Here is a 14,302-nt window from a genome sequence, read left to right as displayed (position 1 = left end):
ACGCAAGCTTCGAACGAGAGAATCACTTTATGTATCATCTTCGCGTACCGCAAACGGCGGAAGAGCTGGATATGTATTACCAGTTCCGCTGGGAAATGTTACGAAAGCCGCTGCGTCAGCCGCAGGGTTCTGAGCGTGATGCCTGGGATGCGCTGGCGCATCATCAAATGGTGGTGGATGAGCAAGGCAAACCGGTGGCAATCGGCCGTCTGTACATCAATGCCGAGAACGAAGCCGCGATTCGCTTCCTTGCCGTGCATCCTTCGGTGCAGGGGAAAGGTCTTGGCACGCTGGTGGCGATGACGCTGGAATCGGTCGCGCGTCAGGAAGGGGCAAAACGCGTCACTTGTAGCGCGCGTGAAGACGCCGTCGAATTTTTTGCCAAGCTCGGCTACGTCAACCAGGGCGAAATCACCGCGCCGCAAACTACGCCAGTGCGCCACTTCCTGATGATAAAACCGGTCGTGACGCTCGACGATATTCTGCATCGCGCCGACTGGTGCGGACAGCTGCAACAAGCCTGGTACGAGCACATTCCGCTGAGTGAAAAAATGGGCGTGCGCATTCTGCAATATACCGGGCAGAAATTCGTTACCACCATGCCCGAAGCGGGCAACCAGAATCCCCATCACACCCTATTTGCGGGCAGCTTGTTCTCGCTCGCTACGCTCACCGGTTGGGGTTTAATTTGGCTGCTGCTGCGCGAGCGCCATCTCGGTGGCACCATTATTCTGGCGGATGCGCATATTCGCTACAGCAAACCGATCAGCGGCCGTCCGGGCGCGATTGCCGATCTCGGCTCGCTCAGCGGCGATCTTGATCGTCTGGCGCGTGGCCGCAAAGCGCGCGTGCAGATGGAAGTGGAGCTGTTTGGGGATGATGAGCTGGGCGCGGTATTCGAAGGTGTGTATATCGTGCTGCCCGCCGATTCTGACGGAGCATTGGAAGAGGGCGGCTCCGGCGCCCGTATCGATTAGTCCTGCAATTTTTTTACATACTATAGCGGCGCAATTTATTGCGCATCGCTTTTTAAAGTCAAAAGAGCGCAATGAATCGCGCCGCTACAGAATTATTGCACTTGCCCGCCCCGCATCGTTTGCTGTACAGCTTGGGCATCGGTGGTTACCGACAACGTGCCATCCACGCTGGGGCGCAGCGGCGCGCTGGCGTTCAGAGAACCTTTCAGCTGCAGCTGTAAATTACTGTTACCGCTAAACTGCAGCGTTGGCCAACCCCAATTGCCCAGCACGTTTGCCGGCACAGCCTGGCCTTTCAGATTCAGCGTCAACGGACGTTGCGCATCCTGCCCAACCGTTGCTGATCCTTCCAGTAAACCGCTGCCGTTAAAGGCGCTCAATTCCGTTACCTGAATCTGTTGATCGTTGGCATTCAGCGCAATGGACGGATGACGCAGATCGGTACGATTGAAGGTGGCTTCGGCCGCGTTGAAGCTGGCTTTACCGGACCAGATTCCCCACTGATGTTGACGCGCCAGTAGCAGATTATTCGCGCTGCCATCCAGTGACGTCATCTGGAACGGGAACGCCGGATTGATATCAATAATCAGGTTACGGTTGGCAGTAGCGCGGGTTATTAGCACGCTATCCAGCCAGTCCGGTAAGGTTTGCTGCCAGCGTTCACGCCAGTTTTGCGGCAAAGTATATTCCAGCCCGGCGATCGCCAGTTCATCCAGCGTCAGACGTTTGTCGCTGCGCGTCCAGTTGCCACTGGCGCGCACCACGCCATTCACCCAGCGCGAACTGAACTGCGTCAGCGCGATGCCCTGCGCCGAGAATTCGGCATTGACGATAGGATCGTTGAGCTCAAAGCCACCGTTAATAAAATTCCCGGCATTCATGGAGAGAGAACCGCCATCGCTTTCCCAATCATCGCCGCGCAGGGTGACATTTTTCAGGGTTAAATCGAGATCGGTCACCGCCCAGTCAGGTCCTTGCAGGCGTGCATCGGTCATATCCAGACGGTTGATGCTCACAGAAGGCACAGCGCGCAGCGGATTGAGGAAGTCGCTCAGGCTTTGATGGGTTTGCAGGCGGATATCGTTGAGGCGCAGTTGGTCGATCTTCCAGTTACCCAGCGCATCGCGCTCGGCGTTGCCGGTCATCGAACCGCGCGCCAGATCGGCGCCGATATTGCTCAGCACCAGACGACGTTGCTTGATACTGCCCTGCAGCAGCACGTTGTTACCCGGTACGCCATCCAGCGTCAGGGTGCCAGCGCTAATCTGGAACTGCGCATCGCTGCCCAGCACGTCGTTAGGCAGCGGTTTCCACGGCAGAAGACCACCATTCACGCGCTGAGCGGTCATCGGCAATGTGCTGTGCGGATTCTCAATACGCACATTATTCAGCTGCAGGCGATTGGCCTGAATCGGCAGCGTGGTATCGGGCGCTTGATTGGCGAGATTGATTTCACTGTCGCGCACTTCGATGCTGTTGAAGTGCAGTGGATCGCTGAACTGAACCAGCGCAAGGCCAAGATCAACGCGTTTCGCCACCAACACGGCGGGCTGACCATCATGACCAAAGCTGAAGTCATCGAGAATGATATGCGAAGGGGAGGAGAAGTCGTGCTCAATCTTGCTGAGAGAGAGATGCCAGGCGGTTTTATCGCTTACCCAGCGGCTAAACCAACCTGCGCCCCATTGTGTTTGTAGCAACACATACAGCACTACCAGCGCCAGCAGAATTAGCAGCAGTAAGGTAAGGAAAAACTTGCCTAAAAATTTCATCGCACTCATCCATCCCGATATTTATCCGGTGAGTGGTTGTTATGCCTGAATTACCGTTACAGCTCAACAGCCTGGATGTAAATGCGGATAAATATCAGGCAGGCCGAAGCCTGCCTGCAGGATTACTTTTCTTGCGGGAAGATCAGGTTCAGCACGATGGCGGTAATACCACCGGCCGCAATGCCAGATGAAAGCAGGGTTTTCAGCCAGTTCGGGGCAAATTGCAGAATCAGCGGCTGCTGAGAAACGCCCAAACCTACCGCCAGCGACAGCGCGATAATCATGATGGCACGACGATTCAGCGGTTCACGCGAAACGATGCGCACGCCTGATGCGGCGATGGTACCAAACATCACAATGGTGGCACCGCCAAGCACCGGTTCTGGAATATGCTGCACAAAACCACTCACGGCTGGGAACAGGCCAAGCACGATCAGCATCAGCGCCACGACAAAGCCTACATAGCGGCTGGCAACGCCGGTAAGCTGAATCACGCCGTTGTTCTGGCCAAAACAGGAATTCGGGAAGGTGTTGAACAGCGCTGAGACAAAGGAGTTAAGACCGTTGGCCAACACGCCGCCTTTCAGACGCTTCATATACAGCGGGCCACTTACCGGCTGCTCGGAAACATCAGAAGTCGCGGTGATGTCGCCGATGGTTTCCAGCGAGGTCACCATAAACACCAACATCAGCGGGATCAGCAGATTCCAGTCAAAGCCCAGGCCGTAGTAGAGCGGCGATGGCACGGCAATCAGCGGTTGATCGGCTGGCGTGCTGGTGGCGGGCAGCATATCCAGCGCCCAGGCCAGCGCATAACCTACCGCCATCGCGATCACCAGCGAAGCCACGCGCAGATAAGCATTACGCTGACGATTAAGCAGGATAATCACCACCAATACCGAAGCCGCCAGCAACAAGTTTTTCGGAGCGCCAAACGTGTGATCGCTCATCGCCGCAAAGCCGCCGCCGATGGAGGTCAAACCGACCTGAATCAGCGACAGGCCAATAATCATCACCACAATGCCGGAAACCAGCGGCGTAATGATGCGGCGCGCCAGGTGCAACACGCGTGATAGCACCATTTCGGTACAAGACGCCACCATCAGCGTGCCAAACAGCGCCGCCATCATGGTCGGCACATCAACGCCACCATTTTTCAGCGCCATGCCGCCCATGATCAGCGGCGTCACGAAGTTAAAGCTGGTGCCCTGAATCGACAACAGGCCAGAGCCCACGGGTCCCCAGGTTTTGATTTGCAGAATGGATGCCACGCCCGAGGCAAACAGCGACATGCTGATGATGTGTTGCGTGTCCTGTGCCGGTAAACCCAGCGCCTGGCAAATCAGCAGCGCAGGCGTAATCACCGCGACAAACATCGCCAGCAAATGCTGACATGCAGCAAACAAGGTTTGCGGTAACGGTGGACGGTCTTCGAGGCGGTAAATCAGTTCACTTTTCGGGCTTGCAGCGCTGGCAGGCTGGCGAGTTTCAGCGGTGTTGACGGACATGGTGGACGTTCTCAATTACAACAAAGGGGCGATTTTAAACGGTTGCGTTGTGAAAGCAATCGTTTGCAATGCCCCTTTTTACTTCCGTTGATCTAAAGCGTAAACACCGTACGGCAACGGCTGTCATCTTCCTGCCACGCCAGCGCGACGTCACTCAGCGAGCGCATCTGGAAGGCGATCGAAAAATCGCTCTCGGCGGCGGCCGTCAGCATTTCGTCGATGCAGGCGATCAACTCATTATCCGACACGCTACCGAGGCCGCTGCCCATTAATGTCAGCCCGGACGAGCGCAGCAGTTTGCTGTGCAGGGTAATTTCCTGTCCGCTTAAGGAACCGATTTGCACAAAGCGTACCGTTTTCTCTCCGCCCGCTACGGCGGCGTGCATGATATCGAGTGCGCTCTGGCCCCACAGATAATCGAGTACCACATCAACACCTTCTTTCATCAACGTCGGTAACGCGTCCGGCAATTCATCCAGCGTGAAAGTGAGGTCGGCGCCCTGCGCGCGCAGTTGATCCAGCGCGGCGCGATTACGACCGGTGGCGATAATTTTGCCTGCACCCAGATGCTGTGCGATACGCACCGCTAAACCGCCCGACGTGCCGGTTGCGCCATTGATCAATACGGTTTCACCGGCACGCAGCTGGGCGCGTCGGGTTAATGCCGCCCAGGATGACATGCCCGGATTCGCCAGCGCAGCGGCCAGCACCGGATCCAATTTTGTCGGCAACGAAACGATGCTGTCGGCGGGCACTAAGGTTCTCTCCGCCATGCTGCCCCAAGGTGCATTAAAGGCAAGGAAGTAAACCGGATCGCCATTACTCAGCGTGCCGGTACCATCGATGCCGGTAATAAAGGGATAGTGCGCGGCCGCGCTGTAATGCGTTCCGGCGGCGCGTGCTTTTGCCAGCTGGCTGACGGCGGCGGCTTTCACTGTTACCACCACATGGCTTTCATCAGCCTGCGGTTCAGGAAAATCACCGTAAACGGGCAGTTCACCTGCCGCGGAAACTATCGCTGCTTTCATGCTTTCACCTTCAGTTAAGTAGAAACTATGTGTAATATGCACACATTAGGCTTGCCTCAGGATAACGTCAATGAAAAGTGTGCAAAATACACATAATAGTGCTGCATTTGATGATCTGCACAATGCGCTGCTGATGATTGTAGGAACTTTCAATCGTCCACAACGTGATGAATTATTGATAAAAGAGTCAAATATTCAGCTCGATCGTGCGCTGTTTCCGCTACTGATTCAAATCGGTCGCTTCGGGCCAATTGGCGTGGTGGAGCTGGCGGAGCGGGCCGGACGCGATTACACCACCGTCAGTCGTCAGGTGGCGAAGCTGGAGGAGTTAGGGCTGGCGCAGCGCCAGAAAAATGCCAAAGACAAACGGGTGAATGAAGCGGTGATCACTGCGGCAGGTAAAGCGATGACTGACAAAATCGATGCGGCGCGCGCGCAAATTTATCAGAACCTGTTTGCCAGCTGGCCGGATGAAGAGCGCGCCGAGCTGGCGCGTCTGCTGCAGAAATTTGTCGGGGATTTTATTGCCATCGATAAAAGCAAGACGGCGGATTAAGCGTTACTGTAGCGCTCGGTTTCCGGCAGCCAGCGCTCAATCAGTGCCTGCGCCTGCTCTGGATAGTGCTGGTGGATATGACGCGCCACGCGCTGAACTTCGGGAATCATGCCCTGATCGCGCAGCAAATCCGCTACTTTAAACTCGGCGTTGCCGGTTTGACGTGTGCCGAGCATTTCACCCGGACCGCGAATCTCCAGATCGTGCTGGGCAATCACGAAGCCGTCGTTGCTATCGCGCAGAACCTGCAACCGCTTCTGCGCGGTTTTGCTGAGCGGCGCTTTGTACAACAACACGCAGTGTGAAGCGACAGCACCACGGCCTACGCGGCCGCGCAGCTGATGTAACTGAGCCAAACCGAGACGTTCCGGGTTTTCGATAATCATCAGGCTGGCATTCGGCACATCCACGCCCACTTCGATCACCGTGGTGGCGATCAGCAGCTGGATTTCATTGGCCTTAAACGCCGCCATCACCGCCTGCTTTTCGGCAGGCTTCATGCGGCCGTGTACCAGGCCAACCTGCAAATCGGGCAGCGCCACTTTCAGCTCTTCCCAGGTTGCTTCTGCCGCCTGCGCTTCCAGCACTTCCGACTCTTCAATCAGCGTACACACCCAATAAGCCTGACGTCCTTCGTGACAGGCGCTTTGCACGCGCGTGATGATCTCACTGCGGCGGCTATCGGGAATCGCCACCGTGGTCACCGGCGTACGACCTGGCGGTAATTCGTCGATGGTGGAGGTATCGAGATCGGCGTAAGCCGTCATCGCCAGCGTGCGCGGAATCGGCGTAGCGGTCATGATCAGCTGATGCGGATGGAAACCTTGTTCCTCGCCTTTTTCCCACAGCGCTAAGCGCTGGTGCACGCCAAAGCGATGCTGCTCATCAATGATCACCAGCGCCATGCCGTTGAATTTCACCTGTTCCTGGAACAGCGCGTGGGTGCCGACCACCATCGCGACCTGACCGCTGGCAATGGCTTCCTGCTGCGCTTCGCGCGCTTTGCCTTTCTGCTTGCCCGCCAGCCAGCCCACTTCAATTCCCAGCGGTGCAAACCACTGGCGGAAGTTGTTGGCATGCTGCTCGGCCAGCAGCTCGGTCGGTGCCATCAGCGCTACCTGTTTGCCGTGTGCGATGACGTTCAGTGCCGCCAGTGCGGCCACCAGCGTTTTACCGGAGCCGACATCGCCCTGCACCAAACGCATCATCGGAAAATCGTTGGCCAAATCTTTTTCGATTTCTGCCACCACACGCTGTTGCGCACCGGTTGGCGAGAAGGGCAGCGCCGCCAGAAGCTGATCAACCAGCTCGTGGCGCGCCGTCATCGGCAATGCATGATGGCGCTGTGCACCGGCACGCACTGCTAGCATGCTGAGGTTATGCGCCAGTAGCTCTTCCAGAATTAAGCGTTTCTGTGCCGGATGGCGGCCAGTCTCCAGCTCACTTAAACGCAGATCCGGCGGTGGACGATGCAGCGTGCGTAGTGCATCCGGCAGGCTAATCAGCCCGCCGCTCAGCTCGGATGGTAGCAGCTCGGCAATTGGGCAGCTCTCCAGCAACGTCAACGCCTGATCGGTGAGATTGCGCAGTGTCGCCTGGCGAATGCCTTCGGTAGTGGGATAAACCGGCGTCAGGGTTTCCTGCAGCTCAACGCCGCCTTGTTCGCCCTGCACGCGAAACTCGGGATGAATGATTTCAGCACCGCGCTGACCGCGCTTAATCTCGCCGTAGGCGGTAACGCGACGGCCCGGCGCCAGGCTGTTTTTCATCCCGGCATTGAAATTGAAGAAACGCATGGTCAGCATGCCGCTGCCATCGCTGATCTGGCACACCAACATGCGGCGGCGACCGAAAGTGATTTCGCTGCTCAGCACTTCACCTTCCACCGTGGCATAAACGCCGGGCAGCAGGTCATTGATTTTATACAGTTGGGTGCGATCTTCGTAACGCAGTGGCAGATGCAGCAGTAGATCCTGAATGGTGAACAGGCCAAGTTTGGCCAGCTTGCCCGCCTGACTGGCGCCGACGCCGGTCAGGGTACTGAGCGGGATGGCATCCAGCAGACGGCCTTTCATTTTCTACCTGTTGATTGCATGGTGGCCCACCACTCGGCGTCGGCTTCTACTTCGCCCTGACCATTGATGTGCGGATACGGCAGGCCTTTCTGCTTAGCGACGCGTGCCAGCACCGGATAACCGCCTTCGAATAGCAAACGCTGCTGCTCATCTTCATCTAGCAGGCTGTAGGTGCGCTGATACATACCGGCATTCTGTCGCTGACGTTGCGCTTCATACAAAATCAGCGCGGAAGCCACCGAGACATTGAGCGACTGCACCATGCCCACCATCGGCACAACGATGTCCTGATCGGCCAGCGCCAGCGCTTCAGCGGTAATACCGGTTTTTTCCTGACCCATCAGAATGCAGGTCGGTTTGGTGTAATCGATGTCGCGAAAATCTACCGCTTTGGCGGACAGATTGGTCGCCAGCACCTGCATGCCTTCATCCTTCAGATGACGCACTGCATCTGCAATATGCTGATGCGTTTTAACCTTCACCCAACTGTTGCTGCCGGCCGAAGCGGAAACCATGGTGCGCATACGCACGCTTGGCCAGACGGCGTGCACTTCATGAATGCCCACCGCATCGGCGGTACGGATCACTGCCGAGACGTTATGCGGTTTATGCACCTGTTCCATGCAAACGGTGAGATCGTGCTGGCGCAGGGCCAGCATCTCCTGAATTCGGGCAAAACGTTGAGCGTTCATGGGCTAATTACGGTTGCGGTGAACTTTGATCACGTCCGGCATTACGCGGATTTTGCGCATAATATTCGCCAGATGGACGCGATCGTTCGCGGTGAGGCGGATAAAGGCGCTATACACGCGACCATCACGCTCTTCGGTATTCAGGCTCTGAATATTGGAACTGGCGGTGTTGATTGCCGCGGTCAGATTTGCCAGTGCGCCCTGATGATTGAACATGTCGACTTTAATCTCTGCGACAAATTCCTGGTCGGTCACTTTATCCCACTCAACCGGCATGAACTTTTCAGGCTCTTTTTGGTAGCCACGGATGTTGCGGCAGGATTCGTGATGCACCACCAAACCTTTTCCGGGACTAACGTGCGCCACAATCGGGTCACCAGGAATTGGACGGCAGCATTTGGCAAAGGTAATCAGCACGCCATCCGCGCCTTTGATCGGCAGCTTTTTGCGTTTGCTGTTGCTCTGCGGCTCTTCACTGCCTGACTGCAGCAAGTTCTTTGCCACCACCACGCTCATGGCGTTGCCCAGGCCGATTTCTGCCAGCAAATCATCGATGGCGGTCAGCTTCATGCGCTCAAGTTCGTGCTGAATGTTCTCAACCGGAATCTCTGCCAGCTTCTTGCTGCCGCCGAGCGCGTGGCTCAACAGACGACGACCCAGGTTGACGGAGTCTTCACGTTTGAGGTTTTTCAGCAGCTGACGGATTTTGGCGCGCGCTTTCGAGCTGACGACAAAATTGAGCCAGGCAGCGTTCGGGCGAGCACCCGGCGCGGTGATGATTTCAATGGTTTGACCGCTGGTCAGCGATTGTGACAGCGGGTAAGGCTGGCGATCGACGCGTGCGCCGACGCAGGCATGACCGATATCGGTATGCACCGCATAGGCGAAATCGACCGGCGTGGCGCCAGCCGGCAATTCGACAATGCGGCCTTCCGGCGTGAACACATAGATCTCATCCGGGAAGAGATCGGATTTCACGCTTTCGATAAATTCAAATGAGCTACCGGCGCTTTGTTGCAGCTCCAGCAGGCTTTGTAGCCAGCGTTGAGCACGAATCTGCGCGGTGGTGCCGCTGACTTCGCCGCTCTCCTTATACGCCCAGTGTGCTGCCACACCCATTTCTGCCATTTGATCCATATCTTCAGTACGGATCTGCACTTCAACCGGCACGCCGTGCGGGCCGATCATTGAAGTATGCAGCGATTGATAGCCGTTGGCCTTGGGAATGGCGATGTAATCTTTTACGCGTCCGGGACGCGGTTTGTACAAGCTATGCATCTGTCCGAGCACGCGATAGCAGGTATCCAGATCTTTCACGATGACGCGGAAAGCGTAGATATCCATGATCGAGTGAAAACGCTGCTCTTTCAGGTGCATTTTGCGGTAGATCGAGTAGAGATGTTTTTCGCGTCCACTTACGCGGCAGGGAATACCTGCTTCCTGTAAGCGACCGTCGATTTCAGCAAGGATCTTCTGAATCATCTCTTTACGGTTACCGCGCGCCGCTTTCACCACCTCTTTAATCACGCGGAAACGGTTCGGGTAGAGCGCTTCAAAGCCGAGCTCTTCCAGTTCTGTTTTCAGGTGATGAATACCAAGGCGGTGCGCCAGAGGACTGTAAATCTCCAGCGTTTCCAGCGCGATACGGCGTTTTTTATCCGGACGTAACGCGCCGAGCGTGCGCATGTTGTGCGTGCGGTCAGCCAGTTTGATCAAGATGACGCGGATATCCTGCACCATCGCCATGATCATTTTGCGGAAGTTTTCAGCCTGCGCTTCTTTCTTGTCGCGGAACTTCAGCTTATCGAGCTTGGATACACCTTCCACCAGTTCGGCAACGCTTTTACCAAACAGCTGTTCCATATCCTGGTAAGTGGCGGGCGTATCTTCAATCACGTCATGCAGCAGCGCCGCCATTAGCGTTTCATGGTCGAGTTTCATCTCGGCCAGAATGCAGGCGACAGCAACAGGATGGGTGATATAAGGCTCGCCGCTGGAGCGTGTTTGACCCTCGTGGGCATCACGCGCGACTAGATAAGCTTGCTTGAGGCGCTTAATTTGCTCCTCAGGCAAGTATTTTTCAATCAGTTGATTGAGGCTTTCAAACAGATACAAGGGCGACCTGCGAAGTGCTGTTAACGACGACCTTCAGCGATAGCGGTAACGGCTTGTAACTCAGCGGCTTCCTGCTCATGCTGTTCCTGACGATCACGGACATCCAGAATCTGGGTAGTGATCAAACCTTCTTCGATTTCGCGCAGGGCGATAACGGTTGGCTTATCGTTCTCTTCCGGAACCAGCGCATCTTTACCGCCTACCTGCATCTGACGTGCACGACGTGCAGCGACCAACACCAGGTCAAAACGGTTACCAACTTTCTCTACTGCGTCCTGAACGGTTACGCGTGCCATAGGTGTGCTACTCCACAGATGATGAAGAAATGACTGGGCATAATACTGAAAGTGAATTCAGACTGCCAATAGTTTGCTGATTAAAGCATCATGTCGCGATTTTTGGCGACCCATACGCAGACGTTCTGCGCGAATAATGGTTTTCAGATCTGACAGCGCCAGATCGAAATCATCATTAACAATTAAATAGTCATACTCGGCGTAGTGGCTCATTTCCGCCACGGCCTGTTGCATACGACGGGCAATCACCTCTTCGCTGTCCTGACCGCGGCCACGCAGGCGACGATCCAACTCTTCGGTAGAAGGCGGCAGCACAAAGATGCTGCGAGCGGCCGGCATTTTCTGGCGAATTTGCTGCGCACCTTGCCAGTCGATATCCAGGAAGACGTCCACGCCGGTCGCCAGCACCTGCTCAATCGCAGCGCGTGACGTACCGTAATAATTGCCAAACACTTCCGCATGTTCGAGGAAGTCGTCTGTTGCAATCATGGTCTCGAACTCGGACTTAGAGACGAAAAAGTAGTGCTCACCATGAGCTTCACCGGGACGCACGCCACGGGTGGTATGAGAAATAGACACCTGCGTATCGTACAGCGGTTGTGTCTTTAACAGCGCCTGAATCAGGCTGGATTTACCCGCGCCGCTGGGGGCGGAAACTATATAAAGCGTGCCTTGAGCCATGGTTATCTTGAATTGAGTAAAGAGCGGAGTCGATTTCCTGCACAGTATACACGGCTTGGGGTGGTCACGCAGCGTTTGCCGCTTGGCTGAGGCAATTCTTTTTTCTGTGAAGCCGCGCCAGAGGCTGATGTAGCAGACTGCAACAGCAATTTAATCTCTGGAATCTGCATCCAGCGCGCAATCTTCATGGCTGGTAAAGGCCTGCGCTGCGCGCTCCAATAGCGAAAAAGGAGAGCGAAGATGAAAGGATGCCTGAGTCTATTGTGTTGCTTATTCAGTATGGGTTGCTGGGCCGAAGCGCTCTGCCCGAATTGGTCTCCGGTGCGCGCGGGACAGGAAATCACACAGCTGCAAACCCAGCTACGACAGTGGGATGACGCGTATTACCGGCAGGGCACTAATCTGGTGACCGATGCCGATTACGACAGCCTGCAACAGCGATTACAGCAGTGGCAGCGCTGTTTCACTCCGGCGCACGCCACCTACGATGCACAACTCACCACCGATGGCAGTACGCATCATCCGGTGGCGCATACCGGCGTGCGCAAACTGCGCGATAAGCTGGCAGTGGCGTACTGGATGCAGGACAAATCTGCGCTATGGCTGCAGCCGAAAGTCGATGGCGTCGCCGTTACTTTGGTATATCGACAGGGTAAGTTGGCCTCATTGATCAGTCGCGGTGATGGTTTACGTGGCGAAGAGTGGCTGGCCAAATCCGCACATATTCCCTCCATCCCGCAGCAGCTGGATACCTTGCGCGAGGAAGTGGTGCTGCAAGGTGAGCTGTTTCTGCAAATGACCGATCATCAACAGGCGCGTGACGGCGGCAAGAACGCGCGCGCGCAGGTGACGGGAGCGATGATGCGCCACGACAACAGCCCGCTACTTGAGCAGCTTGGTGTATTTATCTGGGCGTGGCCGGATGGACCCAATTCGATGCCCGATCGTCTGGCGCAGCTCACACAATGGGGATTTGGGCTGGCGCAGAGCTGGAGCCGTCAGGTGAGTAATGAAGAAGAGGTCGCGTTATGGCGCGATCGCTGGTTCCGCGAATCGCTGCCGTTTGTCACCGATGGCGTGGTAATTCATCAATCACCCGTCAGCGCAGGGCGCGATTGGCAGCCCGGCCAGGGCAGTTGGTCAGCGGCATGGAAGTATCAACCAGCAGAAGTCAGCAGCGAAGTGCTGTCAGTGGATTTCAATGTGGGCCGCACGGGCAAGATCGCCGTGGTGCTAAATCTGATACCGGTGCAACTGGAGGACAAAACGGTACGCCGGGTAAACATTGGTTCCCTGCGACGCTGGCGGGAACTGGATGTGATCGCGGGTGATGAGGTGACGCTCACGCTGGCGGGATTAGGCATTCCGCGACTGGAGCGCGTGATTTGGCGTGTGGCGCAGCGCGATTATCCAGCGTCGCCACAGGAGGGCGAATTCCACGGCTTAACCTGTCTGCACTTTAGCGCCGACTGCCGGGCGCAGTTTTTATCTCGCCTTAGCTGGCTCAGCCAGAAGTCGGTACTCGATATTGCGGGCGTTCAGCGCAGCAGCTGGCAGCGCCTGCTGGATAGCGGCACTATCAGCCATCTCTTTTCCTGGCTGACACTGACGCCGGATCAGATTGCGCAGGCTAATGGCATCACGCCGGCTCGCGCGCAACTTATCTGGCACCGCTTTAACCTGACGCGTCAGCAGCCGCTGCGACGCTGGGTGAGTGCGCTTGGCTTGCCGTTGCCGCGTGCAGCGTTACAGGCTTTACCGGATGCGCAGTGGTCGCAGTTGCTGGCGCGAACGGCGGAAAGCTGGCAGCAACTGCCCGGTATCGGCAGCTTGTTAGCACAACGGATTGTGATGATGCTGCAGGATGCGCACCTGCAGCAGTTGATTCACTTTCTGCAGCAGCAGGAGATTCCTGCAACTGATTCAATGTTCAGGATGGGGATAGTTGAAGATCGGCAAACCGAGGCGGAAACGCAGCGCCAGCAAGCGGGCGAAGAAGCCGAACAGTAGCGTGATGATCACCACCGCTTCATGCGCCAGCGGCGTTTTCAGCAACAGGATATACATCCAGCCCGAGGCGAAAGCGATACCGGCATACAGCTCTTTCTGGAACACCAGCGGAATACGGTTGCAGAACATATCGCGCAGCACTCCGCCGAATACGCCAGTGATCACGGCGGCGATGGCTGCAATGATGGAGGCGTGCCCGCTATCCAGTGCAACCTGGGCGCCAATAATGGAGAACACCACTAAACCCAGCGCATCCAGCACCAGAAACACTTTGCGCAGGTGCGTCATTAGCGGTGCAACAAAGGTGGTCACAACCGCAGCCGCAGCCACGATCATGATGTACTCCGGGTTTTTAACCCAACTGAGCGGATAGTGGCCCAGCAAAATGTCACGCACCGAACCGCCGCCAATGGCGGTGACCGAGGCGATGATGATCACGCCAAACAGGTCCATTTTACGACGTCCTGCCGCCAGCGCGCCGGTCATGGCTTCGGCTGTAATACCAATAATATAGAGAACGGTTAACAACATAGAGCACTCCAGTAAATTGGCGGCAAGGCTAAAGATTTCTCAGAGTGTAGACCACTGAGAT

The 14,302-nt window shown here is 56.2% G+C and carries 12 protein-coding genes; 3 read left to right on the top strand and 9 right to left on the bottom strand.

The genetic code is table 11. The annotated features are described in order from the left end of the window. Nucleotides 1-29 precede the first annotated feature (29 nt). Nucleotides 30-977, top strand: coding sequence for a fatty acid biosynthesis protein FabY (gene fabY / locus AAF463_RS19325; RefSeq protein WP_101760715.1), 948 nt, complete (start codon nucleotides 30-32; stop codon nucleotides 975-977). A gap of 92 nt (nucleotides 978-1,069) precedes the next feature. Here fabY and AAF463_RS19320 read toward each other — a convergent pair whose 3' ends face one another. From AAF463_RS19320 to AAF463_RS19310, 3 genes are all read right to left on the bottom strand, one after another. Beyond that, nucleotides 1,070-2,749, bottom strand: coding sequence for an AsmA family protein (locus AAF463_RS19320; protein WP_350261304.1), 1,680 nt, complete (start codon nucleotides 2,747-2,749; stop codon nucleotides 1,070-1,072). Nucleotides 2,750-2,871: 122 nt separating this feature from the next. Then, a complete protein-coding gene (locus tag AAF463_RS19315; protein WP_312462339.1) occupies nucleotides 2,872-4,257 on the bottom strand; it encodes a uracil-xanthine permease family protein in 1,386 nt (461 codons plus the stop codon). A 92-nt stretch (nucleotides 4,258-4,349) separates the two neighbouring features. Beyond that, nucleotides 4,350-5,285, bottom strand: a complete 936-nt coding sequence (locus AAF463_RS19310) for a zinc-binding alcohol dehydrogenase family protein (protein ID WP_350261303.1) — start codon at nucleotides 5,283-5,285, stop codon at nucleotides 4,350-4,352. Nucleotides 5,286-5,355: 70 nt separating this feature from the next. Between AAF463_RS19310 and AAF463_RS19305 the strand changes: the two genes are divergently transcribed. After that, nucleotides 5,356-5,841, top strand: coding sequence for a MarR family winged helix-turn-helix transcriptional regulator (locus AAF463_RS19305; protein WP_110868425.1), 486 nt, complete (start codon nucleotides 5,356-5,358; stop codon nucleotides 5,839-5,841). Here AAF463_RS19305 and recG read toward each other — a convergent pair. From recG to gmk, 5 genes are read right to left on the bottom strand one after another with little or no spacing between them, the layout of a single operon-like run. Beyond that, nucleotides 5,838-7,916 carry an ATP-dependent DNA helicase RecG gene (gene recG / locus AAF463_RS19300; RefSeq protein WP_192237013.1) on the bottom strand — a complete coding sequence of 693 codons (2,079 nt, stop codon included), beginning with the start codon at nucleotides 7,914-7,916 and terminating at the stop codon, nucleotides 5,838-5,840. The genes AAF463_RS19305 and recG overlap by 4 nt on opposite strands. Further along, nucleotides 7,913-8,608, bottom strand: coding sequence for a tRNA (guanosine(18)-2'-O)-methyltransferase TrmH (gene trmH, locus AAF463_RS19295; RefSeq protein ID WP_101760710.1), 696 nt, complete (start codon nucleotides 8,606-8,608; stop codon nucleotides 7,913-7,915). The genes recG and trmH overlap by 4 nt, the downstream gene beginning before the upstream one ends. Nucleotides 8,609-8,611: 3 nt before the next feature. Continuing rightward, a complete protein-coding gene (gene spoT / locus AAF463_RS19290) occupies nucleotides 8,612-10,723 on the bottom strand; it encodes a bifunctional GTP diphosphokinase/guanosine-3',5'-bis pyrophosphate 3'-pyrophosphohydrolase (RefSeq protein ID WP_101760709.1) in 2,112 nt (703 codons plus the stop codon). A 20-nt stretch (nucleotides 10,724-10,743) separates the two neighbouring features. Beyond that, nucleotides 10,744-11,019 carry a DNA-directed RNA polymerase subunit omega gene (gene rpoZ / locus AAF463_RS19285; protein ID WP_007885265.1) on the bottom strand — a complete coding sequence of 92 codons (276 nt, stop codon included), beginning with the start codon at nucleotides 11,017-11,019 and terminating at the stop codon, nucleotides 10,744-10,746. 57 nt (nucleotides 11,020-11,076) lie between these two features. Next, nucleotides 11,077-11,700, bottom strand: a complete 624-nt coding sequence (gene gmk, locus AAF463_RS19280; protein ID WP_008109768.1) for a guanylate kinase — start codon at nucleotides 11,698-11,700, stop codon at nucleotides 11,077-11,079. 240 nt (nucleotides 11,701-11,940) lie between these two features. On the opposite strand from gmk, the gene ligB reads away from it, so the two are divergent. Then, nucleotides 11,941-13,710, top strand: a complete 1,770-nt coding sequence (gene ligB, locus AAF463_RS19275) for an NAD-dependent DNA ligase LigB (protein WP_350261302.1) — start codon at nucleotides 11,941-11,943, stop codon at nucleotides 13,708-13,710. Here ligB and AAF463_RS19270 read toward each other — a convergent pair. Continuing rightward, nucleotides 13,624-14,241, bottom strand: a complete 618-nt coding sequence (locus tag AAF463_RS19270; RefSeq protein ID WP_008109765.1) for a trimeric intracellular cation channel family protein — start codon at nucleotides 14,239-14,241, stop codon at nucleotides 13,624-13,626. The genes ligB and AAF463_RS19270 overlap by 87 nt on opposite strands. Nucleotides 14,242-14,302: the final 61 nt, after the last annotated feature.

Source organism: Pantoea sp. BJ2, assembly GCF_040255075.1.
Classification (GTDB): Bacteria; Pseudomonadota; Gammaproteobacteria; order Enterobacterales; family Enterobacteriaceae; genus Pantoea; species Pantoea leporis.
Note: the sequence above shows the minus strand (reverse complement) of the source record. Positions and strands in the feature narration are given on the sequence as shown.